General features: G+C 67.3%; 19 protein-coding genes and 1 pseudogene. 8 read left to right on the top strand and 12 right to left on the bottom strand.

The genetic code is table 11. The features are described from left to right. Window positions 1-20 precede the first annotated feature (20 nt). Window positions 21-725 carry a histidine phosphatase family protein gene (locus P3L18_RS14675; RefSeq protein WP_276114462.1) on the top strand — a complete coding sequence of 235 codons (705 nt, stop codon included), beginning with the start codon at window positions 21-23 and terminating at the stop codon, window positions 723-725. Between the two features lie 17 nt (window positions 726-742). Here the strand turns inward: P3L18_RS14675 and P3L18_RS14680 are convergent, their stop codons facing one another. From P3L18_RS14680 to P3L18_RS14695, 4 genes are all read right to left on the bottom strand, one after another. Beyond that, window positions 743-1,768 carry a phosphotransferase family protein gene (locus tag P3L18_RS14680; protein WP_276114463.1) on the bottom strand — a complete coding sequence of 342 codons (1,026 nt, stop codon included), beginning with the start codon at window positions 1,766-1,768 and terminating at the stop codon, window positions 743-745. Continuing rightward, window positions 1,765-2,982 carry an acyl-CoA dehydrogenase family protein gene (locus tag P3L18_RS14685; protein ID WP_006369361.1) on the bottom strand — a complete coding sequence of 406 codons (1,218 nt, stop codon included), beginning with the start codon at window positions 2,980-2,982 and terminating at the stop codon, window positions 1,765-1,767. The genes P3L18_RS14680 and P3L18_RS14685 overlap by 4 nt, the downstream gene beginning before the upstream one ends. A 102-nt stretch (window positions 2,983-3,084) precedes the next feature. Beyond that, window positions 3,085-3,783, bottom strand: coding sequence for a TetR/AcrR family transcriptional regulator (locus tag P3L18_RS14690; RefSeq protein WP_006369360.1), 699 nt, complete (start codon window positions 3,781-3,783; stop codon window positions 3,085-3,087). After that, window positions 3,780-4,496: a TetR/AcrR family transcriptional regulator gene (locus tag P3L18_RS14695; protein ID WP_006369359.1), complete on the bottom strand. Its 717-nt coding sequence runs from the start codon at window positions 4,494-4,496 to the stop codon at window positions 3,780-3,782. Before P3L18_RS14695 ends, P3L18_RS14690 begins: the two co-directional genes overlap by 4 nt. A 122-nt stretch (window positions 4,497-4,618) precedes the next feature. On the opposite strand from P3L18_RS14695, the gene P3L18_RS14700 reads away from it, so the two are divergent. Then, on the top strand, window positions 4,619-5,557 hold the full coding sequence (locus P3L18_RS14700) for an oxygenase MpaB family protein (protein ID WP_276114464.1): 939 nt from the start codon (window positions 4,619-4,621) through the stop codon (window positions 5,555-5,557). Window positions 5,558-5,571: 14 nt separating this feature from the next. Here P3L18_RS14700 and P3L18_RS14705 read toward each other — a convergent pair whose 3' ends face one another. Both P3L18_RS14705 and P3L18_RS14710 read right to left on the bottom strand, forming a co-directional pair. Beyond that, on the bottom strand, window positions 5,572-6,855 hold the full coding sequence (locus P3L18_RS14705) for an alpha-hydroxy-acid oxidizing protein (RefSeq protein ID WP_276114465.1): 1,284 nt from the start codon (window positions 6,853-6,855) through the stop codon (window positions 5,572-5,574). A gap of 70 nt (window positions 6,856-6,925) precedes the next feature. After that, complete coding sequence (locus P3L18_RS14710; protein WP_006369356.1) at window positions 6,926-7,438, bottom strand: hypothetical protein; 513 nt, start codon at window positions 7,436-7,438, stop codon at window positions 6,926-6,928. Between the two features lie 111 nt (window positions 7,439-7,549). Between P3L18_RS14710 and P3L18_RS14715 the strand changes: the two genes are divergently transcribed. Next, window positions 7,550-8,707, top strand: a complete 1,158-nt coding sequence (locus P3L18_RS14715) for a histidine kinase (RefSeq protein ID WP_276114466.1) — start codon at window positions 7,550-7,552, stop codon at window positions 8,705-8,707. A 24-nt stretch (window positions 8,708-8,731) separates the two neighbouring features. Beyond that, the gene (locus tag P3L18_RS14720) at window positions 8,732-9,373 is read left to right on the top strand and encodes a response regulator transcription factor (protein WP_014358584.1); all 642 of its coding nucleotides are present in this window, start codon (window positions 8,732-8,734) and stop codon (window positions 9,371-9,373) included. A gap of 98 nt (window positions 9,374-9,471) precedes the next feature. On the opposite strand, the gene P3L18_RS14725 is transcribed toward P3L18_RS14720, so the two are convergent. Then, window positions 9,472-10,092, bottom strand: coding sequence for a LysE/ArgO family amino acid transporter (locus tag P3L18_RS14725; protein ID WP_079931409.1), 621 nt, complete (start codon window positions 10,090-10,092; stop codon window positions 9,472-9,474). Between the two features lie 72 nt (window positions 10,093-10,164). On the opposite strand from P3L18_RS14725, the gene P3L18_RS14730 reads away from it, so the two are divergent. Further along, entirely contained in the window at window positions 10,165-11,082 is a 918-nt protein-coding gene (locus P3L18_RS14730; RefSeq protein WP_020172610.1) for a LysR family transcriptional regulator ArgP, read from the top strand. Here P3L18_RS14730 and P3L18_RS14735 read toward each other — a convergent pair. Together P3L18_RS14735 and P3L18_RS14740 are read right to left on the bottom strand one after the other, a co-directional pair. Further along, the gene (locus tag P3L18_RS14735; RefSeq protein WP_276114467.1) at window positions 11,073-12,464 is read right to left on the bottom strand and encodes an MFS transporter; all 1,392 of its coding nucleotides are present in this window, start codon (window positions 12,462-12,464) and stop codon (window positions 11,073-11,075) included. The two genes, P3L18_RS14730 and P3L18_RS14735, sit on opposite strands and share 10 nt — an antisense overlap. A gap of 31 nt (window positions 12,465-12,495) precedes the next feature. Beyond that, a complete protein-coding gene (locus P3L18_RS14740) occupies window positions 12,496-13,491 on the bottom strand; it encodes a Ku protein (protein WP_006369348.1) in 996 nt (331 codons plus the stop codon). A 65-nt stretch (window positions 13,492-13,556) separates the two neighbouring features. Here P3L18_RS14740 and P3L18_RS14745 point away from each other — a divergent pair, with 65 nt between their 5' ends. Both P3L18_RS14745 and P3L18_RS14750 read left to right on the top strand, forming a co-directional pair. Beyond that, a complete protein-coding gene (locus P3L18_RS14745) occupies window positions 13,557-15,995 on the top strand; it encodes an ATP-dependent DNA ligase (protein WP_276114468.1) in 2,439 nt (812 codons plus the stop codon). A 36-nt stretch (window positions 15,996-16,031) separates the two neighbouring features. After that, window positions 16,032-16,803 (top strand): annotated as a pseudogene (locus tag P3L18_RS14750) (dienelactone hydrolase family protein). Window positions 16,804-16,817: 14 nt separating this feature from the next. Here the strand turns inward: P3L18_RS14750 and P3L18_RS14755 are convergent. After that, complete coding sequence (locus P3L18_RS14755; RefSeq protein ID WP_079931415.1) at window positions 16,818-17,666, bottom strand: SDR family oxidoreductase; 849 nt, start codon at window positions 17,664-17,666, stop codon at window positions 16,818-16,820. 140 nt (window positions 17,667-17,806) lie between these two features. On the opposite strand from P3L18_RS14755, the gene P3L18_RS14760 reads away from it, so the two are divergent. After that, window positions 17,807-18,544 carry a metallophosphoesterase gene (locus P3L18_RS14760; RefSeq protein WP_079931416.1) on the top strand — a complete coding sequence of 246 codons (738 nt, stop codon included), beginning with the start codon at window positions 17,807-17,809 and terminating at the stop codon, window positions 18,542-18,544. A gap of 303 nt (window positions 18,545-18,847) precedes the next feature. On the opposite strand, the gene P3L18_RS14765 is transcribed toward P3L18_RS14760, so the two are convergent. Further along, window positions 18,848-21,115: a bifunctional SulP family inorganic anion transporter/carbonic anhydrase gene (locus P3L18_RS14765; protein WP_276114469.1), complete on the bottom strand. Its 2,268-nt coding sequence runs from the start codon at window positions 21,113-21,115 to the stop codon at window positions 18,848-18,850. Between the two features lie 165 nt (window positions 21,116-21,280). Further along, a complete protein-coding gene (locus P3L18_RS14770) occupies window positions 21,281-21,730 on the bottom strand; it encodes a DoxX family protein (RefSeq protein WP_079931418.1) in 450 nt (149 codons plus the stop codon). Window positions 21,731-21,766 lie beyond the last annotated feature (36 nt).

The raw sequence follows: 21,766 nt of genomic DNA on the forward strand, positions 1-21,766 counted from the left end.
GCCCCCAATAGGCTCAGTTCATGGGTGTCATCTATCTGGTGCGGCACGGTCAGGCCGACCCGCAGGCGTACGGGATCGTCGGGTCGCAGGACTCGAGCGCCTCCGGTGAGGTCGGCGGACTCACCCCCACCGGGATCGTGCAGGCCGGTCTCACCGGCGATCTCCTGGCCGCGCAGACCGCGCGGATCACCACGGCCATCTGCGGCGATCTGCCGCGTCAGCGCGACACCCTCGCCGGGGTGCTGAGCCGCTTCGACGACGCCCCCGAGGCGGTGATCGACCCGCGCTGGAACGAATACGCGCTGCCGGCGCTGGTCGGCGAGGCGAGCGCGGCCGAGTTCGCCGACGGTCGCAACTATCAGAAACGGCTCGACGATTCGCTGTCGGCCTGGATCGATCGCGACGACACCCCGGATGCCGCGCACGACGGTAGCGGCGAGACCTACCGCGCCTTCCGCGAACGCGTGGACGCCGCCGGACACGACGCCGCCGCGCACGCGGGCAGCAGCCAGACGGTGCTGGTGGTGTCCTCGGCGGGCGTGATCGCCCAGTGGATCGCCGACCTGTGGGATGTGCCCTCGCAGCGGTGGCCCGCGGTGGCGCGCGCCATGATCAACGCGTCGGTGACCAAGCTGATCGTCGGACGCCGCGGCGTCTCGGTCGTCTCGTTCAACGAGCACACCCACCTCGACGACCGTGACGGTGGTGTCGCGACCTTCCGGTAGGGCCTACGCCCGGGTGCTCACCCGACGTATCGCAGCCCCGCCGCGATGAACTCCGCCGTCGCCTCCGAGGCCTTCTCTGCGCCGGCCTCCGGGGAGGCCCCGGCCCGGGCGCGATGGCTGATGCCCTCGGCGATCACACCGAGTTTGAGACTCGCCAGCGCGAGGTAGAAGTCCCAGTCCCCCAGGTCGTATCCGGTCGCGGTCACATAGCGCTGGGCGATCTCGGCGGCCGACGGGTACCGCGGACTGGTCCAGGCGGCGTCGAATCCGAGAACGGTGTCGAAGACCGGTTCCCGGTAGATGCACATCAGGGCGACGTCGGCGATCGGGTCGCCGAGCGTCGACATCTCCCAATCCACCACCGCGGCAACCTTTCCGGGGTCGGTGGCGTCGAGGATGGTGTTGTCGACGCGGTAGTCGCCGTGCACGATGGTCGCGCGGGCGTCCTGTGGGACGCGGTCGGCGAGGATGCCACACAGCCGCTCCACGTCGGGCAGCTCTCGGGTCTTGACGATGCCCCACTGACGCGCCCACAGTTTCACCTGGCGACCGGCAAAGCCTGCGGGGCGGCCGAATTCGCCGAGGCCGACCGTCTCGTAGTCGACGGCGTGCAGCGCCGCGAGGGTGGCGACGAGCCCGTCGAGATTGCGGTCGACCTCCGTATCGGAGAGCGCGTCGAGTTCTGCGGCGGTCCGGATGACGGTTCCGTCGATGAATTCGACGACGGTGCACGGCGCACCGAGGATCGCACCGTCGGCGTCGAAGGCGACGGTCGGCGCCACCGGCACATCGGTGGCACCGAGCGCGCTGGTCACCGTCCACTCCCGGGCCATGTCGTGCGCGGACGGCGTGAGGCCTCCGGTGGGTGGTCGGCGGGCGATCCACTTCTTCACCCCGTCGGTGACCGAGAAGGTCAGGTTGGACTTGCCGCCGCTGACCAGATCGATCTGCAGATCACCGGCGACGTCGACATCGTTGTCCTCCAGGAACTTTCGCAGAACCGCGGGATCGAGGACGCTCCGGGGATCGAATGCGGCGCTCACTGGGCGGCCTCCGCGGCCGCTGCGGCCTTGCGGGCACGCCCGATGGTGCGACGGGCGATCGCCCACCGGTGCACCTCGGATGGTCCGTCGTAGACCCGGAAGGGCCGCAGCTCGTTCTGCAGGCGGGCCAGCGGCAGGTCGTCGGAGACGCCGGTGCCACCGCACATCTGGATGGAGCGGTCGGCGATCCGGGTGAATGCCTCGGCGGCAAAGGTTTTCGCGATCGAGGTCTCGTTGGACGCGTGGCCTCCGCGATCGAGTTCGGCGCACGCCTTGACCAGGAGCGCGCGGGCGGCCGCGAGGTCGATCTCGTTGTCGGCGACCATCTGCTGGATCATGCCGAGATCGGCGAGTTTGCCGCCGAAACCCTCACGGCGCGAAACGTAGTCGACCGCGACGTCCTGACAACGCACCGCCGAACCCATCCAGCGCATCACGTGGGTCATGCGGGCCGGGCCGAGCCGCACCTGGGCGTAGCGGTATCCCTCGTCGACCTCACCGAGTACGTCGGCATCGGGGACGAAGACATCGGTGAACCGGACCTCGCAGTGACCGCCGACCATCGACCGGTCGGTGGTGTGGATGTGACGGCCCACGGCGATGCCCTCGCGGTCGGCGGGGGCGAGGAACATCGTCGCACCGCCCCGGTCGCCGGGCGAGCCCGCGGTGCGCGCCATGATGATGAAGAACCCGGCGCCGTCGGCCCCGGTGATGAATCGCTTCTCGCCGTTGATCTTCCAGCCGCCGTCGACCTTGGTCGCAATGGTGGCGAGGGCGTTGGGGTCCGAGCCGGCACCGGGCGACGGCTCGCTCATCGCGAACGCCGAGCGCACATCACCGGCAGCCAGGGGTGCGAGGTAGGTGTGGCGCTGTTCCTCGCTCGCGATGTGGGCGAGCATGTGCACGTTGCCCTCGTCGGGCGCCCCGATGTGCAGCGCCACCGGACCGAAGGTCGAATAACCGGCCGCCTCGAACACCGGAGCGCGGTCGGACATGTCGAGCCCCAGCCCGCCGAATTCGACCGGCGCGTGAGGCGCGAAGATGCCCTCGGCCTTGGCCTTGGCGTTCATCTCCCGGCGGATCTCGTCGCCGCCCGCGGCCTCGATGTCGCCGCCGAAGCGCTCCTCGATCGGCAGCACATACTCCTTGATGAAGCGGGAGGTCTTGGTGACCAGATCCTCGACGTCGGCGCCGTAACTCAGGTCAATGGGCATTCGGTCTCCTCAACTGAAGCCCGATCAGCCCATGCCGACCGAGCGTTCGCTCTGTCGAGACCACACCTTGCCATCCCACCGGTCGTGGGTCAAGCGCTCAGCTCAGCCCCGACGGTAGCCGACGATCTGGCGGGCGAGAACCAGGTTCCGGCGGATCAATTCGTCGGCACCGAGTTCTCCGTCGAGCTTGAACCAGGTCGAGACCCCGACACACATGGTCGCCACCGCACGCGCGGCATCCTTGGGGTACTCGGTCTCGAAGTCGCCCGCCTCCACCCCGGCGAAGACGATCTCGTCGACCATGTGCTGTTGTCGGTCCCGATGCCCGATGTAGGTGGGCTTGTAGGAGTCGTCGAGGCTGCGGATCTCGGTGGACCCGACGAAGGCCTGTTCACGGCGATACATGTGAAAACGCAACAGCGACTCGACGACGGCGTCGAAGCGTCTCACCGGCTCCGGCCCCGCCTCGCGGATCGCCTGCTCGGAGCGGGCCAGCAGATCGGTCATGGTGCGCTCGAGCAACCCCTGCAGCAACGACTGCTTGGACGGGTAGTGGTGATAAAGCCCGGGTACCGACAGGCCCGCGCGCGCGGCAATCTCCCGGACCGAGGTGCCGTGATAGCCGTGCTCGGCGAATGCGGCCAGCGCGGCGGCCAGCGGCACCGGCAGCTCGGCCTCGCCGTAATCGCGCCACGACGACGTGGTCTGCACGGCCTCCGACGCGTGCGCTCCCTCGGGACCATCCGACCGGGAATCCGCTGTCGCCTCCTCGACCCCTGTGTCACCCACTCCGTCGCTCATGGCTCCAACATATCGTCACCACCGTCGGTGACCGCACCCACCAGCGACATCATCAGCCGCACGCTCAGCGCGACGAGCTCGTCGCGACCCAGCGGGATCTCGTCGTCGAGCCACGTGGAGACGAGGCGACCGAGCCCCCCGACCTGGAATTGGGCGGCAGCGATGGCCGCCGGACCGACCTCCGTCGCGAGCGCATCGGAGGCGGCGTGCAGGGTCAACATCGCGAACAGCCCGGTGGATTCGTTGCGTTTGGCGGCCACGACCGGCGACAGCAGGGACGGTGAGAACAGCAACTGCCCCTTGCGGCGGTCGGCGTCGACGATGTCGACGATCGCGCCGACGGCACCGGACACCTTTCCGGCCACGCCGACCCCGGCGGCGAAGGCGGTCAGCGCCGCCTCCGAGATCTCCTCGATCACCCGGTCGAACGTGGCCGCGACCAGGGCGTCTGCCGATTCGAAACTTTCGTAGAAGTAGCGCGGGTTGAGCCCGGACGCCCGGCAGATACCGCGCACCGTGACCGCCCCCTCGGCGTCGAGGAGTTCCAGCGTCGCGTCCATCAGCGCCTCGCGGCGACGGGAGATCCGCTCGTCGCCGTCGACACCCCCGTAGGAACGCAGCGGTGCACCGGCGGCCTGTGGGTCGGCGCGCACGGCATCCGATTCGGCCTGCGGTGTCGCATCGCGCGGGGAGCCGTCGGTCACGGCTCCCATCTTGTCATCCTCCCTTGACATCTTTCGGCGAGAACAGGTTCAATCAATCGGGAAACATCCGTTACCAGATTGGCGCGATTCGAGGGGTCTCGCGCACATCCGGTCCGATCGGAGGTCGGAACATGACCACACAAGACGCCACGGCACTCGGCAATTCACCACTCGCGCACGACAGTGCCCTCGAGGCCAACCTCGCCGCACCCGCCCCGGACACCGAATTCCTGCCGCGCGCGGCGCGTATGTCGCGGGCCGAGCTCGACGCCCTGCCCGCGGCGAACATGGAGATGCTGGGCATCGCCACGCTGGCCGGTCCGGCCAACGTGATCATGCAGCTGGCACTACCGGCCGTCGGCTACGGCGTGTACGAGAGCCGGGTGGATTCGGGCAACCTGTTCAAGCACCCGGTCAAGCGCACCCGCACCACGCTCGCCTATCTCGCGGTGGCGGCCAGCGGCGACCCCAAGGTGCGCAAGGCCTATCGCCGCGCGGTCGGGCGCTCGCATGCCAAGGTGCGCTCCACACCCGAGAGTCCGGTGAAGTACAACGCCTTCGATCCCGAACTGCAGCTATGGGTGGCGGCCTGCCTCTACAAGGGGTGGGAGGACGTGCAGCGCATCTTCGGTGACCCCGACGCGATCACCGAACAGGCCTACCAGGCCGGCGCCGTCATGGGCACCACCCTGCAGATGCCACGAGAGATGTGGCCGGCGACCCGCGCCGACTTCGACGACTACTGGAACGGCATGATCGATCGGCTCGAGATCGACCCGGTCATCCGCGATCACCTCATGTCGATCGCTCGCATGGAGTTCGCCCACCCGATCGTCTCGCGGCTGTTCGGGTGGCATTCGGAGATCTTCACCCTCGGCTTCTTGCCCGAGGGCTTCCGCGCCGCCATGGGCATCGAGATGAAGCCGTGGCAGCAGCGATTCTTCGACACGCACAACGCAATTGCCCGCGCGATCATCATGCGCCTGCCGAAGCCGTTGCGCGCCTTCCCGTTCAACCTGCTGCTCGCCGACGTGAAGTGGCGGATGCGGACCAAGCGCCCGCTGGTCTGAGGTCGCAGGCGGGGTCAGATCCGTCGCAGCGCGTCGGTGTTCACCTCGTCGACCGAGGTGACACCGGCCAGCCCGAGCGTGAGATCCAGCTCGGCGATGATGTTGGCCACCACGTCCCGGGCACCGTCGGCGCCGTCGATCGCCAACCCGTACATGTGCGGGCGACCGATGCACACCGCGTCGGCGCCGAGTGCCAGCGCCTTGAACACGTCTGCGCCGGTGTAGATCCCGGAGTCGATGAGGACCTTGCACCGCCCGTCGACGACCGGTGCGATGTCGGTGAGCGCGTCCAGTGAGCTGATCTCGCCGTCGATCTGGCGGCCACCGTGATTGGACACGATGATGCCGTCCACCCCCGCGTCGACGGCAGCGCGGGCGTCGTCGGGATGCAGTACTCCCTTGAGGACGATCGGCAGCGACGTCCGCTCGCGCAGCGAGGCGATCTCGGTCCAGCTCAGCGACGGACGCGAGTAGATGTCGAGGAAGGTCTGCACACCCACGCGCGGCTCGGGCCGGATCAGGTTGCGCAGCAACGTTCCCGGCGTGTTGCGGGCAATGGAGAACAGGGTCTTGAGGGCGCCGAGCGAGATCTCGGGTTTTTCGCCGGGCGCACCCGCGGCGCGACCGGCGACGATCTCGGTGAACCGCGGGTCGGAGGTGTACTGGGCGATGCCCTCACCCTTGGCGAAGGGCAGCGAACCGAGGTTGAGATCCTGGGGTCGCCATCCGAGCATCGTGGTGTCGAGGGTGACGGCGACGGCCTGGGCGCCGGCGTTCTCGGCGCGGCGCAGCAGCGAGCCGACGAGATCGTCGTCGGTGGACCAATACAGCTGAAACCAGCGTGGCGCACCGGATTTCACACGATCCATCTCGGCGGCCACCCGTTCCATCGGCGCACTGCCCTGATTGGAGAAGATGTAGGGCACACCGAGTTCGGCGGCCGCGTGCCCGATGTGGACGTCGGCGTCACGCATGGCCAGCCCACCCGCTCCCACCGGCGCGAACAGGATCGGCGCGGGCAACCGGGCACCGAACAATTCCGTCTCGAGGCTGCGCTGCGACACATCGCGCAGCACACGCGGCACGATCGCCCACCGATCCAGGGCCGCCCGGTTGGCCGCCATCGTCCGCCCCTCCCCCGCACCGCCGGCGATGTAGGCCCACGCCCGCTCCGACATTGCCTTGCGGGCACGACGCTCGAGTTCGGCGAAGTCGGTGGGCACCGTGGGGCGCCGATCGTGAATGCCTGCGGTGTAGATGTCGTTCTGGCGGATGCGTCCCCACCCCGGCGTGGTCATCGCGACCTCCTCGTGTCGGCAGCCCGTGCGACATCCATCGTCGGGCATCGCAGTCGAAGATACGCACCGCTCACCCGGCGAGGCTGTGTGCGGTCCGGCCGTGGGCGAGCACGCGCTTGCGCGCCACGAGCCCCTGCACCCCGAGGCTGATGCCGAGGAACACCAGGATCGTCGCGCTCTCGAGCCCACCGAGGCTGCCCCGTGGCTCACCGAAGACCGTCGGGCCGAACACCGCGATGGCCAGGTGCGCGCCGATGGCGACGAACCACAGCGCGATGGTCACCGCATTGCCCCGTCGCACCATCACCCCCGCGGCGTTGCGGTAGATGTGCATCGTGTGCCCGCGCGGAACGGCGATGAGCGCGGCCACCACGAACCCGAGCAGCGTCGAGACGACCTCACCGACCGTCAACCGCGGTGCGTGTTGGAGGTAGTTCACGGAGCTGATGACGCCGATCACCAGCAGGATCACCGGGAGTTTGAGCGGGTTGTCCTTGATCGGCCGTTCGGTGAGTTGGCGGTAGAAGATGTAGCCGAGGACGATGACGCCGACAACGATGGGCAGAGCTGTGTTTGTGGACATGCCTTCACTCTCGCCAACTCTCGCGACGAGGTCGTCCACCCCGGGGTGGATGCCGGGTTGATCCTTGCGCGTGCGACTCCGCGAGCGGGCACACCCTCGATACGGTGAGTCGTGCCCAGCATTGCGCGTGTTCTCAACCCCGGGCGGGCGAGCCCCGACATCCTCGCGGTGCGGTACGCGGTCTGCGCGCTGGTGATCGCCTCGGCGGTACTCGACACGACGTCGGTGCCACCGTGGCGCGTGGCGCCTGGATGGATCGCCACCGCGGTTCTCGTGGTCTGCCTGGTGCGTGGGGGCATGCAACCCACGACCGCGCCGCGCTTTCTCTCCTCCACCTCACTCGGCGACTCGGCGATCGTCATCGGTGCCGCCGTCGTCGTCGGCGTCGCCTTCGCCGGCGGCGCGACCGTGTGGATTCCCCAACTCGGCGTGGCCGCGTCCGCGCTTGCACCCGTTGCCCTCCCCGTCACCGCCGCCCTGGCCGCCGTCCCGATGCTCGCGCTGACGGTCCACTGGTCACAACTACATCAATCCGGGTGGACGCTGGTGATCAATCTGATGGTCGCCGTGGTGGTGTTCGGATGGGTGCATCTTCGGCGCTACCGGCGTGAGGTCGCCGAAGTCGCTGCAGCACAACAGGAGATCATCGATTCCGAGCGCGCGCGTGCCGTCGATGCGGAGAACCGTCGGATACTCGCCGCCCAACTCCACGACGTGCTCGCCCACACCTTGTCCGGGTTGATCATCACCCTGCAGGGTGCCGCGCTCGTCGCCCGACGCGAGGGTGTTTCGGCCGACCTCGCCGAAAAGCTGGACACCGCAACGACCTTGGCGAAGGACGGCCTGGGTGAGGCACGAGAAGCGGTCCGATCGTTGCGCGACGGACCCGCGGCGAGCGCCGCACCGTTGAGCGCCTGGCTGGAGCCGACCCTGAAACGCCTCGGTACCGCAACCGAATTGCAGGTGACGGTCGCGGGTTCGCCCGACGATCTCGACGCCGGATGGGCCGCAATCGCCCGATCGGTGGTGATGGAGGGGCTGACCAACTCGTTACGCCACGCCGCGGGCGCACCGGTGCGCATGGAGTTCGGGTCCGAGGGCCTCCGGATGCTCTCCGTCGGCGATCCCGACGGGTTCACCGATCGCGAACACGACAGCGGCGGATACGGTTTGGCCGGTCTCGCCGAACGGGTCGCGGCGGCCGGCGGTAGGCTGACCCACGGCCCGTGCGAGGAAGGATTCGAGCTCATCATGGCGGTGACGACGTGACGGTGACGACGAGAGGGTGACGACGTGACGGTGACGGTGGTGATCGCCGACGATCAGACCGTGGTGCGCGAGGGCCTGCGGTCGATGCTCTCGCTGTTCGACACCATCGAGGTCCTCGGGGTGGCGGCCTCGGCCGAATCCGCCCTCGACCTCGTCGCCGGGACCGACCCCGACGTGCTGCTCACCGATCTCCGCATGCCGGGGATCGGTGGCATCGAGGGAATACGACGGCTGCGCGCCGACGGATCACGCACTGCCGCAGTGGCGTTGACGACCTACGACGACGACACCACGATCGTCGAGGCCCTCGACGCCGGGGCCGTCGGATTCCTCAACAAGGACGCCGATCCCGAGGCCATCGAGGCGGCGGTGCTCGCCGCGGCCGGCGGTCGGTCGATGCTCGACGAGAAGGCGTTGCGCGCGGTCTTGTCCCACGAGCGGTCGGCTGCGCAGGCGGCACCGGCCGAGGCGCCCGACGGTCTCACCGAGCGTGAGGTGGAGGTGCTCGGCCTGATCGCGCAGGCGATGTCGAATCAACAGATCGCCGCCCACCTCGTCGTCGGCGTGAGCACCGTCAAGACCCACGTCAATCACCTGCTCGCCAAGACCGCGTGCCGCGACCGTGCGGCGCTGGTTGCCTACGCGTATCGGCACGGGCTCGTCTGAGCCCGCGAGGCGCTGCGAATCCGTGCCGACTTCGGGTTTGTGTGTCCTGCAGGACACACATCGCCGAGGTCGACACACAAAAGCACCGGCATGACGCCCTACGCCGACCCCACCAACACAGCGCCCATCCCGATCATGACCACGGCGACGACGGCGTCGAGGATGCGCCATGCGACAGGCTTGGCGAAGATCGGCGCCATGCGGCGACCGCCGCCGCCCAGGAGTGAGAACCAGATCAGGCTCGCACAGCAGGCTCCGATTGCGAAGGCCCACTTGCCATTTCCATGACTATTGGCGATGGCGCCCATGGTGAGCACGGTGTCGAGGTAGACGTGCGGATTGAGCCAGGTGAGGGCCAGCGCCGTGCCGATCGCCACCCAGCGACTCGCCGTGGTGACCTCGCCGGCATTGTCGGCGATCGCCTCCCGACTGCGCAGGCAGCGTCGGGCGGCCATCAGCCCGAGCACGATCACATACGCCCCGCCGAGGTACTTGGCCGCGGTCACCACGCTCGGGTGGGCGCTTACGAGCGCACCGAGGCCGGCCACCCCCGCGGTGATGAGCACGACGTCGGAGATCGCGCAGACCGCCACCACCGGGGCCACATGGACGCGTCGCACACCCTGCTGCAGAACGAAGATGTTCTGCGGTCCGATCGCGATGATCAGCCCGGCACCGGTCAGCAGGCCGGCCAGTGCCGGCAGCAGGAATGCGTTCATGTCGACAACGCTAGGAGCGCGACAATCCGAAGGCCAGCGAATGTTTCTCATGAATCATTAGAGTGACTTCATATGGATGTCAGTCAGGACGGCCTGCAAACGCTGGCGACCGTGTTGCGGGCGGGCACTTTCGAGGCCGCGGCGGCGGAATTGCACGTCACACCGTCGGCGATCAGCCAACGCATCAAGGCGATGGAGCACTCCATCGGTCGCGTGCTGGTCCAGCGCACCAAACCGGTGCGGGCGACGCGCGACGGGGAGGTGCTGCTCCGGCTGGCCGAACAGTGGGAACTGCTGGCCACCGAGGCGCGGCTGGAGCTGACCGGCGTCACCTCCGACGGCGCGCACGACGACCAGCCCCTCGTGCACCTGCCTATCGCGGCCAACGCCGACTCACTGGCCACCTGGCTGCTGCCCGCGCTGGCCCGGTTCCACCACGGCCACCCGGCCGCCGTCGAGGTGATCCGCGACGACGAGAGCCGCAACGCCGACCATTTGCGGACCGGTGAGGTGCTGGGGGCGATCAGCTCGGTCCCGGACCGCATCCGCGGCTGCCGGATGCAGATGCTCGGCGTCATGCGCTACATCCCCGTCGCCACCCCGGACTACCTGGCCCGATGGATGCCGGACGGCCCGACCGAGGCCGCGCTGGCCCGGGCGCCGATGGTGCAATACGACCGCAGCGACAATCTGCAGCGCGAGGTACTGCGCATGCTCAGTCCAGCACCGGCCGATCCACCGGCGGTCTACATCCCGGCCTCCACCGAGTACCACCGAGCGGTCGAGTACGGGATGGGTTGGGGCGCGGTCCCGCGGGTGCAGATCGCCGACGCTCTCGACGCGGGACGCCTGGTCACCTTCACCGAACGGCGCGTCGACGTCCCGCTCTACTGGCAGTACTGGAAGCTCGCCTCGCCCCTGCTCTCGGCCCTGACGGAGTCGATCGTGGAGGCCGCCGCGGAGTTCCTCGGCGCGGCGGATCAGTCCTGATCGGACACCCTGGCGTTCTCGGCATCGACATACGCCGACGCCGACATCTCGTCGTGCATCACCGCGACGGCCGGCCCGGGAGTGGAGAGATCGAGCGGGTGATCGATCTCGTCACGCCACAGCTTGGCCGCGACGTAGAAGACCGCAGCGAACGGTACCGGCGCCAGCCCACACACCACGAACGTCGCGGTGAGTCCGATCGCGTGACTGACCGGGGCCGCCAACGCCATCGACACCGGCATCAGCACCACCGAGACGAAGAAGTCCAGACTGGCCACCCGGCCCAACAGCCCAGGCGGGACGCGACGCTGTAACAGCGTGCCCCACAACACCATCGGCCCGTCGAACAACACCCCCATGATGAATCCGGCGATGATGAACACCCAGGTGTGTCCGGCAACGCCCATGAGCACCAACGGAATCGACGACCAACCCCACAACCCGAACATCAACGTGAGGTATCGCCGCGGCATCGGGATCGAGGCGAACACCAGCGAGCTGATCGCGGCTCCGGCGCCGAAGGCCGCGAGCACCAGCGAATGGTCACCGGCACCGCCGTGCACCCGCTCCCGCAGGGCGAATGGGATGAGTACCTCGATCGGCCCCATCGTCGCCAGCACGAGAATGGTCGCGAAGAACAGCGTCGACCACAACCACGGCGTGCGCCACATGTAGGCGAATCCCTCGGCCAGATCGGTGACGATCGAGGCAATCGCGGGACCGCGCAAGGTGTTCGGGTCACGACGCAACGGCACCGGCCGCATCCGCAGATAGCACAGGGCCGAACCCACGCTGGCCACCGCGGCGACCAGCGCCGCCTGGGCGGGGGCGGCCGCGGCGATCACCGCTCCGGCGATCATCGGGCCGGCTGCCTGGAACAGCACCGGCCGGACGATGCCCTCGATGCCGTTGGCGGCCTGCAGCTCATCGGCGGCGACGATGCCCGGCAACAACGCCGAGTATGCGGGGTAGTACATGCCGGTGGTGATGCCGCCGAAGACGGCCGCCGCGGCCACGACGGGCATCGTCAGGACGCCGCCGATCGCGCAGAACGCCACGATCGCGAAGACCGCCATCTTGACGATCTCGAGCCCGATGATGATGGAACGCTGCGACACCCGGTCGGCGAGCACGCCGCCGGCCAGCGTCGAGATCACCATGCCGACCGCGGCCAAGCCGGTCGCCAGCGACACCTGGCCGGGTCCACCGCCGAGACCGATGACCTGCCAGACCAGCGTGATCGTCCACACGCCATCGGAGAACAAAGCAAACATCAGGCCCGCCGCCAGCAACCGATACTGCCCACCGCCGAAGGGGCGCAGCGCGCGCGGCAGGGCGGACGTCGACGAACTCACCTCACGAGCTTGCCCGACGCCGGGCATCGGCGGCCACCGATTTTTCGTGGCGCGCGGCTCAGCTCGCGCGGCGTGAGGTCTTCTTCGCCGCGGTCTTCGACTCGTCGTCGGACCCTGACGACGCCGCCTTCTTGGCCGGCGCCTTCTTCGCTGCGGCCTTCTTGGCCGGCGCCTTCTTTGCGGCCGCCTTCTTCGCCGGAGCCTTCTTGGCGGCCTTCTTCGCGGGCGCCTTCGATACCCCGGAGTCGTCGGACTCCTCGGCCGTACCGCGGTCCTTGACCGATGCCCGCAGCGCGGCGAGCAGGTCGGCGACCTCGGAGTCCTCGTCTTCGGTGGAGTCCTCCTCGGCTTCCGGGAATGCCTCGGAGCCATCGGATTTCGCGTCGATCAGCTTCGCCAGCTCTTCCTGGTAGGTGTCGGAGAACTCGCTCGGGTCGTAGTCCTGCGCCATCGAATCGATCAACGAGGACGCCATCTTCAGTTCCTGGTCCCGGATCTCGACGTCGTCGTCGAGGAACCCGAAATCGGGCTTGCGGACCTCATCGGGCCACAACAGCGTCTGCAGCGTCATCACACCGGGCTCGATGACCCGCAGCGCCGCCATCCGCGTCCGGTTGCGCAGCGTGAACGATGCGATGGCGAGCCGGTCGGTCTCCTGCAGGGCGCGGGCGAGCAAGACGTAGGCCTTCGGTGACTTCGACGAGGGTTCGAGATAGTAGGGCTTGTCGAAGTAGATCGGATCGACCTGCTCGACCGGCACGAATTCCAGGATCGAGATCTCCGGGCTCTTCTGCACGGGCAGGGACGCGAGATCGTCCTTGGTGAGGATCACCGTGTCGCCCGCGGAGGATTCGTAGGCATTGGCGATGTCGGAGAACTCGACCTCGGTGTCGGTGCCCTCCCGGACCCGTCGATAACGGATGCGGGTGCCGTCGGACGAGTCGACCTGATACGACTTCCGGTCGTGGCTTTCCGTGGCCGAATAGACCTTGACCGGCACGTTGACCAGACCAAAGCTCAGATCGCCCTTCCAGATCGAGCGCATGGTCGCCATTGTGCCATCCTCACCCGGTCTCTGCGGGTCCCACGCCCATCTTGAGGACGTGGCAGGCTTGAACCATGGCGTCCGGGCAGACACTCGAGGTTGATGGGCACACCATCTCGGTGACCAACCTGGCCAAGGTGCTCTACCCGTCGACCGGCACCCGCAAGTTCGACGTCATCGACTATTACGCGCGGATCGCCGAGGTGATGCTCCCGCATCTGGCCGATCGTCTCGTCACCCGCAAACGCTGGCCCAATGGCGTCGAGTCCACCCCGTTCTTCGAGAAGTCGGTTCCCGAGGGCATCCCCGACTGGGTGACCCGGCGCGGAGTCGAACACAGCAGTCGGATCATCGAATACGTCGTGGCCGATTCACCCGCAACACTGGTGTGGCTCGCACAGATGGCAGCACTCGAGTTGCATACGCCACAATGGCGACTGCCGCGAGACGACGCGCTCGCCGACTTCGCCGCCGAGGGCCCCAAGGCCAACCGACTCGTCCTCGACCTCGATCCGGGGCCCGGGGTCACCCTCGCCGAGTGCGGTGAGGTCGCCCGCGACATCCACGACATGCTCGACGCCGCCGGACTGGACTCGTATCCGGTCACCAGTGGCGGCAAGGGAATTCACGTGTATGCGAGGTTCCCGACGCCGGTGTCGGCGGATTCGGCGCGAACGGTCGCCAAGCAGATCGCGACCTCGTTGGCCCAGCAACAGCCCGATCGGGTCACCGCGATCATGGCGAAATCCGAACGGCCCCACAAGGTATTCATCGACTGGAGCCAGAACAGCGCGTCCAAGACCACCCTCGCTCCGTATTCGCTGCGGGGCCGCGAACAGCCCTGGGTGGCCGCACCGCGGACGTGGGACGAGATGGCCGATCCCGATCTGACGCAGCTGCTCTACACCGAGGTCCTCGAGCGGATCGATGAGTGGGGCGATCTCCTCGACGGACTCGACGACGACGGGGTCCCAGCCGGCCCAGAGGAGTCGGGTGATTCGGCTGCCGATGCGGCACAACCGGAGTCGGTCTCCGCCGAGGGCGGCCAGGTGATCAACCTGCGCGAGTACCGGCGCAAGCGCAACGCCGCGGTCACCCCGGAGCCCTTCGGTGACACGAAGTTCAGGGACAACGAATTCACGAAGTCACGATCCGGGGTGGACGGGGCCCGGGTGTCGCGCGAGAACGAGCCGGGTGGGCCGATCTTCGTGATCCAAGAGCATCACGCCCGGCGCCTGCATTACGACTTCCGGCTCGAACACGATGGCGTGCTGGTGAGTTGGGCAGTACCGAAGAACCTGCCCGACGATCCCGACCAGAACCGCCTCGCCGTGCAGACCGAGGACCATCCGATGGATTACGCCGACTTCGCCGGCGACATCCCGGCCGGTGAGTACGGCGGCGGGCACGTCGAGATCTGGGATCGCGGTACCTACGAGACCGAGAAATGGCGTGACGACGAGATCATCGTCCGGCTGCACGGTGAACGCGTCCAGGGCCGGTACGCGTTGATCAAGACCGGCGACAAGAATTGGCTCGCCCACCTGATGAGCGACGAACCACGACCGATCCTGCCGGAGAGTTTGCGTGATCCGCGCCCGATGCTGGCAACCGATGAATCCATCGAGAAGCTCGACTCGAAGGACTGGGCCTTCGAGGGCAAGTGGGACGGTTATCGCCTCCTGGTTCGTTATATCGGCGGCGAATTCCGGCTCACCTCGCGCTCCGGCCTGGACATGACCGCCGACTTTCCCGAACTCGCTTGCATCACCGACGAACTCGGGCTCATCGACGTCGTACTGGACGGGGAGGTCGTCGCCCTCGACGCCACCGGCCGCACCAATTTCACGCTGCTCGCCGGACGCCGATCGGCCGACGACGAGGTCACCCTCAAGCTGTACCTGTTCGACCTGCTCTACCTCAACGGGACGTCGCTGCTGCGCAAACCGTGGTCGCAGCGGCGCGAGCTACTCGAGGAGCTCGCCCCGGCCTTCCGGCGATCCCGTTACGTCGAGGTACCGCCACTGCTACCCGGGCCGGGCGCCGCGGCCGCCGAGTACAGCCGTGAACATGGGATGGAAGGCGTTGTCGCAAAACGTCGTTCGTCGACCTATCAGCAGGGCCGGCGATCGAATTCGTGGCTCAAGCACAAGAACTGGAGCGACATCGAAGTCGTGATCGGCGGATGGCGGCCGGGCCGTGGGAACCGTGCGCACACCATCGGCTCGCTGCTGCTCGGCCTGCCCGAGGAGACCGGATTGCGCTACGTGGGGCGGGTCGGCACCGGCTTCACCGAAGCCCAGCTGAGTGCTCTCGCAGAAGAACTCGAGCCGCTGACCATCCGGCGGTCGCCGTTTCTGGACAAACTGGACCGGCCGGTCGCGGCGAATGCGGTGTGGGTACTGCCGAAGATCGTGGGCGAGGTGCGCTTCATGGACTGGACGAGCACCGGCCATCTACGACATCCGAGCTGGCGGGGAATCCGGCGCGACAAACTCCCCGGCGACCTCTGACACACCCCTCAATCCACTCTGATCGAAACGACAACGATGACCGAGACCACCGGAGAGATGATCACCATCACTGCGGCCGACGGGCCCGCCGAGGCGTACATGGCGCGGCCGGTGTCGGCCGACGCCGACGCCACCTGGCCCGGAGTGCTGTTTCTCATCGACGCGATCGGTCTGCGTCCGCAGATCGAGACAATGGTCGATCGGATCGCCTCGTGGGGCTATGTGGTGTTGGCGCCCAACCTGTTCTATCGCAGCGGAAGTGCCGCCGAAACCTCTCCGGATGGGCCGCTCCTCGACGATGACAGCCGCGCCGCCTTCTTCGCCGGAGTGCGACCCCGGATGCAGGCACTCACCACCGACCTTGCCCGGCGTGATCTCGCCGCGTACCTCGATGCGCTGCACGCGCTACCCGGGGTGCGCCCGGGGTCCGTCGGTACGACCGGGTACTGCATGGGCGGACGGCTGGCGTTGTTGGCCGCGGCCACTCGTCCCGATGATGTTGCCGCCGTGGGCATGTTCCACACCGGCGGTGTGGTGACCGACGCTGCCGACAGCCCGCATCTGTCATTGTCCGACGTGCGCGCCGAGGTCCTCGCGGTCCACGCCGATCATGATCAGTCGATGCCCCCCGGAGGCCATCGCCCAGTTCGAGCACGCGCTGACCTCGAGCGGCGTGATCCATCATGCGAGCGTGTATCCCGGTGCGGCGCAAGGTTACACGATGGCCGACACCGCACCGTACAACCACGATGCCGCCGAGTACCACTACGCAGAGCTACAGAAACTGTTCGACCGTACGCTGCACTGAGCCCGCGTCGAACGTCACAACCCCTGACGTTCCCGCTGGCCTGCGACGAAACGCGTGGCCATCGTCTGCATGAGCCCCGGTGAGATCCGCGCGAACCGCCAGGCCATCCGGGCCTGCGCGGGCACCACGAGCAGCGGTTGATTGCGCCCGATCGCCCGAAGGGTGTCCGACGCCAGGCGATCCGCCGGATACGGCGTCCGAATCCCTTGGCCCGACAGGTAATACGTCCGCCCGGTGAAGCCACCGACGCCGTCGGCGTCGAGCATCGGCGTTTCCACCGCGGCCGGGCAGACCACGAGCACACCCACCCCGTGCGCGGCGGCCTCGGTCCGCAACGCCAGCGACAATCCGACGATCGCGTGCTTACTCATCACGTAGCTCGTGAGCAAGCCGGCCGCGGTGAGCCCGGCCATCGACGCGGTGTTGACGATGTGGCCCGATCCCTGCCGGATCATGTGCGGATATGCCGCGGTGACACCGTGTACGACGCCGCGGATGTTGACGTCGATGACCGCGTCCCACTGCTCGGCGGTGAGTTCCTCGGTGTTGCCGCCCAGTGCGATCCCGGCATTGTTGAACATCAGATCTATGCGTCCGTGGTCGGCGACCACCGAGTTCACGACGGACCTGACGGCGTCGGCGTCGGTGACGTCGAGACCGACGGCGCGGGCGTGTTCCGATCCGGTCGATTGCGCTGTTCTCGTCGCTGCCTGCTCGTCGATGTCGGCGCACCACACGTGGGCGCCGGCACTCGCGAGAGCCCGGGTGAAGGCCGCGCCGATCCCCGACCCGCCGCCGGTGACGACGGCTGTTCGGCCCGCGAACGCGTGATCGTCTCGATCTGCCTGCCGACGTCGCCTCATCGGCCAACCTTGACAGTGGGCGCATCCAGTGTCAATGACGTGGGTGCTCTCCGACACACCCGGCGCTGCGCGTTCGCCCCTCGGCGCGCTCGCGTGATCTGATGCGGCTAGCCTCAGGGTCAGTCGACAAGGGAGTGTGAGTGTTCGTCGTTGCCCATATCAGCGACCTCCATTTCAACGGAACACGGTTCAACCGTGCCCGGATCGAGTCGACCCTGAGCTACCTCAACGCGCGTGCCGACGGAATCGACGCGTTGCTGGTCACCGGTGACATCGCCGATGAGGGCACGCCACGCGAGTACGTCGAGGCCTACCGCGTCCTGGACTCACCGCTGCCGATGCTGGTCACCGTAGGCAATCACGACCTTCGTGAGAACTATAGCGAGGTACTCGGCAGCGAGCGCAGCACGGCACCGGTCAACTCCTCGTTGCTCGTCGACGACGTGCTGTTGCTGTCGGCCGACAGTTCCATCCCCGGTCGCAACGACGGCTACCTCGACGACGAGACCCTCACGTGGATGTCGGCGCAGATCGACGCAGCCGGCGCCGACACCCGCGTCCTGGTGGCCTTTCACCATCCCCCCGTCACCATCGGCATGACCTTCATGGACACCATCCGCCAAACCGGTGAGGAACGTCTGGCCGAGCTCGTGGCGACCCACCCGAACATCGTCGGCTTCGTTTGCGGTCACGCACATTCGGCGTGCGTCACCCGCTTCGCCGACCGGCCCCTGGCCATCGCCCCGGGCGTCGCCTCCACGCTGAACCTCCCGTTCGAAGGGACCGAGATCATCAACCGGGGCCAGCCACCGGGCATCGCATTCCACCTGATCGACGGCGACCGCCTCATCACCCATTTCCGATCGGTGATGTTCTGAGTCCTCCCATCGATGGTCGATGCCACCCCGATGGTCGAGGTGTGAGCCGCGTGCGGCGAACATCAAGACCGCTTGCCACGGCGCTGGTTTCGACACCACAACCACCGAATACTCTTCAGCACAAGAGGTCTCGAGGCTCCGTCGCTAACGCTCCTCCACACCTCGACCACCGGGTTGAAGACCGACCACCGGGCAAGAACAGCCCCTCCCCGAGTAGATCACTACGTCACCCCCCGATGGTCGAGGTGCGAGCCGCGTGCGGCGAGCCTCGAGACCGCTTGCCACGGTGCTGGTTTCGTACCACTAGGATTCGACGGTCGCCTCACGCTCCAGCATACGGCTGACGTGATGACCCACGCCGGCGGCGTGCAGCCCGGTCTGCGACACCTCGTAGACGCGGCCGGACCGGATGTCGAAGTACAGACCGATGATCCGTAGGGTGGATTCGGCGGCGGCGCGGCCGACGAGGTGGTGCCGGCTCAGGGTTTCGACCTGTTTGGCGACGTTGACCACGGCGAGCTGGTCGATCTCGGTGAAACCCATGGCGGCAGCGGCACGTCCGGCCGGATGCCCCAGACGCATCGCGCTCACACTGGGCACACCGTGGCGCAGCCAGCGGGCCATCGACGTGTCGGCGGGAGCGGTATCGGCTTGCAGATGCAATGCGCGCATCGCACCGCAGGACGAATGTCCGCACACCACCACCGAACTGACGCCGACCTCGGTGATCGCGAAGTCCAGGGCGGCCTCAATCGAGCAGTCCGCGTGATCACCGGTCGGCACCAGGTTGCCGACGTTGCGCAGGGTGAACAGGTCACCTGGGCCGCTCGAGGTGATGATGTTGGGCATGATCCGAGAATCGGCACAGGTCAGGAAGAACGCGTCGGGCTCCTGATAGTCCACGACGTCGGACAGGTGCCCGCGCAGGACCTCCGCGTGATCGCGGTGGTACTCGGTGACACCGGCCATGATCGAGCGCAACGGCGCCGGGACCTCGGCGACCTGCTCGTCGTCGGCAACGGAGGATCGACTACGCCACGGGGTCAGGCCGACGATGCCGCCGGTGTGGCGTCGCGGCGGAGCCTGCCAAGCGTGTTCGATTCGGGCACGGCCACGTTCGAGGATGATCACCTCACCACCGGCCGCGCGGCGGGCCCGAATCCAGTCCTCGAGCATCTCCGACGCGGCGTGGTCGAGGAAGTCGGTGTCGAGTTCGATCGTGACGGGTGCACCCTCCGGAATGCGGCGCAGCAGGCTGTTCACCCGGGGCAGCGACAGGAAGCTCAACGAGCCACGCACGCGGACGATGTGGCGGCCGTCGGGCTGCTCCTCGGTGTGGGTGTCGGGGCGGATGACGCGCCACAGCACCAGGATGACGGCCAGCGCCAGACCGATGGCGACGCCCTCGAGCAGATTGAGGAACACCACGGCCGTCACCGTGACGCCGTAGACCCACAGATCCCCGGTTCGCAGAGCGGTTTTCATGTGCGCGAGCTTGACCAGCTGCATGCCGATGACGACGAGCAATCCGGCGAGCGCGGCGGTCGGGATCTGCTCGACGAGCGCGGTGAGGAAGACCGCGAAGACGAACACCCACACCCCGTGCAGGATCGCCGACCACCGCGTCCGCGCTCCGGTCGCGACGTTGGTGGAGCTGCGCACGATCACACCGGTGACCGGCAGTCCACCGAGCACACCCGACACCATGTTCGCGCTACCCTGCCCGAGCAGTTCTCGGTTGAAGTTGCTGCGCGGACCGTCGTGCATCTTGTCCACGGCGACCGCCGACAGCAGCGACTCGACGCTGGCGATCAGGGCCACCGTCAACACGCCCAGAATGAATGCCGACCAGTTCCCGGTGGGGAGCTCGGGAAGCGCAATGGACTCGAAGAAGTTGCCGTCCAGCGTGATTCGTTTGACGTCGAGGCCGGCGATCAGCGCCACCAGGGTGGCGAGGACAATCGCGCCGAGCGGCCCGGGGATCTTGCGGACGGTCGCGGGCAGCCGTGGCCACGCCAGCAACGCGGCGATGACGAGAAGCCCGATCGACGCCTCCGCGACGTTCACGTCGATCAATTGATCAGGTAATCCGGTGATGTTGGCGACCGCCGAACTCGACGAATTCCCGCCGAGCAACACATGGATCTGCTGCAGGGCGATGGTGATTCCGATTCCGGCGAGCATTGCGTGCACCACGACGGGAGCGATCGCCAACGCGGCACCGGCTATTCGACTGAGCCCGAACAGGATCTGCAGCACCCCGGCACAGACCGTGATCGCGCAGGTGACCTTCCATCCGAAGTTGGCGACGAGCTCGGCAACCACCACCGTCAACCCGGCCGCCGGACCCGAAACCTGAAGGGGGCTACCGCCGATCGCGCCGGCGACCACACCGCCGACGACTGCTGCGATGAGCCCGGCCATCACCGGGGCACCCGAGGCGATCGCGATTCCGATCGACAGTGGCAATGCCACGAGGAACACCACGAGCGACGCCGGTAGGTCGTACCGGATCACTTCTCGTATGTCCGGCCTGGAATGTGTGTGCGATCGATCCCCGATTTTTGGCATGAATCCGAAAGTACCGATAGCGGGTTACGTCCGTGTTGACCGATACGGGCGAAATAGGGTGAGAACAGCCGAAATACGGTGACGATTGTGTTTGACGTCACCGTATTTCGGGCTCGTGATATGAGATTGGCGTCGCGAAGGCGACAAACAAAAGAATGCTTTGTATCAATTCCGTCGACGGAGTCCGACGACGGCGAGCAATTCGGGCCGACGCAATACCAGGCCGACCCACAGCAGCACCCCGAGATATACCGCGAACAAGGTACTGCTGAACAAGGGCGACTCGATGCGCATGTTCGCCGTGACTGCTCCTCCGAGGTACGCGGTCAGCCCGAGGGCCCCGAGAACGGCGGTACGCGGGACGAGGAAGACGATCAGGCACACGGCGAGAACGATTCCCATCACGGTCGCCTGTCCGATCGGAAAGCCCAGCGACGCCATCGAGTCGACGACGGCCTGGGGCCGGGTCAGTTTGCCTGCGACGTCGAAAACCAGGAACGCTGCCACCACGACGGTGATGACGATCCCGACGATACGAGCGGGTCGTCGCGATTCGGTGGTGGCGTCGGGGGTGGCGGTGGTGCCGACGGCGGTGGTCGAGTCGATGGCGTTCATGATGTCCTCCTGGGTGGTCAACCCCGCCCTGGTGGG

The sequence above is a fragment of the Gordonia sp. N1V genome (genome assembly GCF_029269935.1).
Taxonomy (GTDB): domain Bacteria; phylum Actinomycetota; class Actinomycetes; order Mycobacteriales; family Mycobacteriaceae; genus Gordonia; species Gordonia polyisoprenivorans.

Bases quoted from the DNA above. Each gene is read 5' to 3' on its own strand.
- P3L18_RS14675 (WP_276114462.1), top strand. From the start codon at position 21: ATGGGTGTCATCTATCTGGTGCGGCACGGTCAGGCCGACCCGCAGGCG.
- P3L18_RS14685 (WP_006369361.1), bottom strand. From the start codon at position 2,982: ATGCCCATTGACCTGAGTTACGGCGCCGACGTCGAGGATCTGGTCACC.
- P3L18_RS14690 (WP_006369360.1), bottom strand. From the start codon at position 3,783: ATGAGCGACGGAGTGGGTGACACAGGGGTCGAGGAGGCGACAGCGGAT.
- P3L18_RS14695 (WP_006369359.1), bottom strand. From the start codon at position 4,496: ATGGGAGCCGTGACCGACGGCTCCCCGCGCGATGCGACACCGCAGGCC.
- P3L18_RS14700 (WP_276114464.1), top strand. From the start codon at position 4,619: ATGACCACACAAGACGCCACGGCACTCGGCAATTCACCACTCGCGCAC.
- P3L18_RS14705 (WP_276114465.1), bottom strand. From the start codon at position 6,855: ATGACCACGCCGGGGTGGGGACGCATCCGCCAGAACGACATCTACACC.
- P3L18_RS14710 (WP_006369356.1), bottom strand. From the start codon at position 7,438: ATGTCCACAAACACAGCTCTGCCCATCGTTGTCGGCGTCATCGTCCTC.
- P3L18_RS14725 (WP_079931409.1), bottom strand. From the start codon at position 10,092: ATGAACGCATTCCTGCTGCCGGCACTGGCCGGCCTGCTGACCGGTGCC.
- P3L18_RS14730 (WP_020172610.1), top strand. From the start codon at position 10,165: ATGGATGTCAGTCAGGACGGCCTGCAAACGCTGGCGACCGTGTTGCGG.
- P3L18_RS14735 (WP_276114467.1), bottom strand. From the start codon at position 12,464: ATGCCCGGCGTCGGGCAAGCTCGTGAGGTGAGTTCGTCGACGTCCGCC.
- P3L18_RS14740 (WP_006369348.1), bottom strand. From the start codon at position 13,491: ATGGCGACCATGCGCTCGATCTGGAAGGGCGATCTGAGCTTTGGTCTG.
- P3L18_RS14745 (WP_276114468.1), top strand. From the start codon at position 13,557: ATGGCGTCCGGGCAGACACTCGAGGTTGATGGGCACACCATCTCGGTG.
- P3L18_RS14755 (WP_079931415.1), bottom strand. From the start codon at position 17,666: ATGAGGCGACGTCGGCAGGCAGATCGAGACGATCACGCGTTCGCGGGC.
- P3L18_RS14765 (WP_276114469.1), bottom strand. From the start codon at position 21,115: ATGCCAAAAATCGGGGATCGATCGCACACACATTCCAGGCCGGACATA.
- P3L18_RS14770 (WP_079931418.1), bottom strand. From the start codon at position 21,730: ATGAACGCCATCGACTCGACCACCGCCGTCGGCACCACCGCCACCCCC.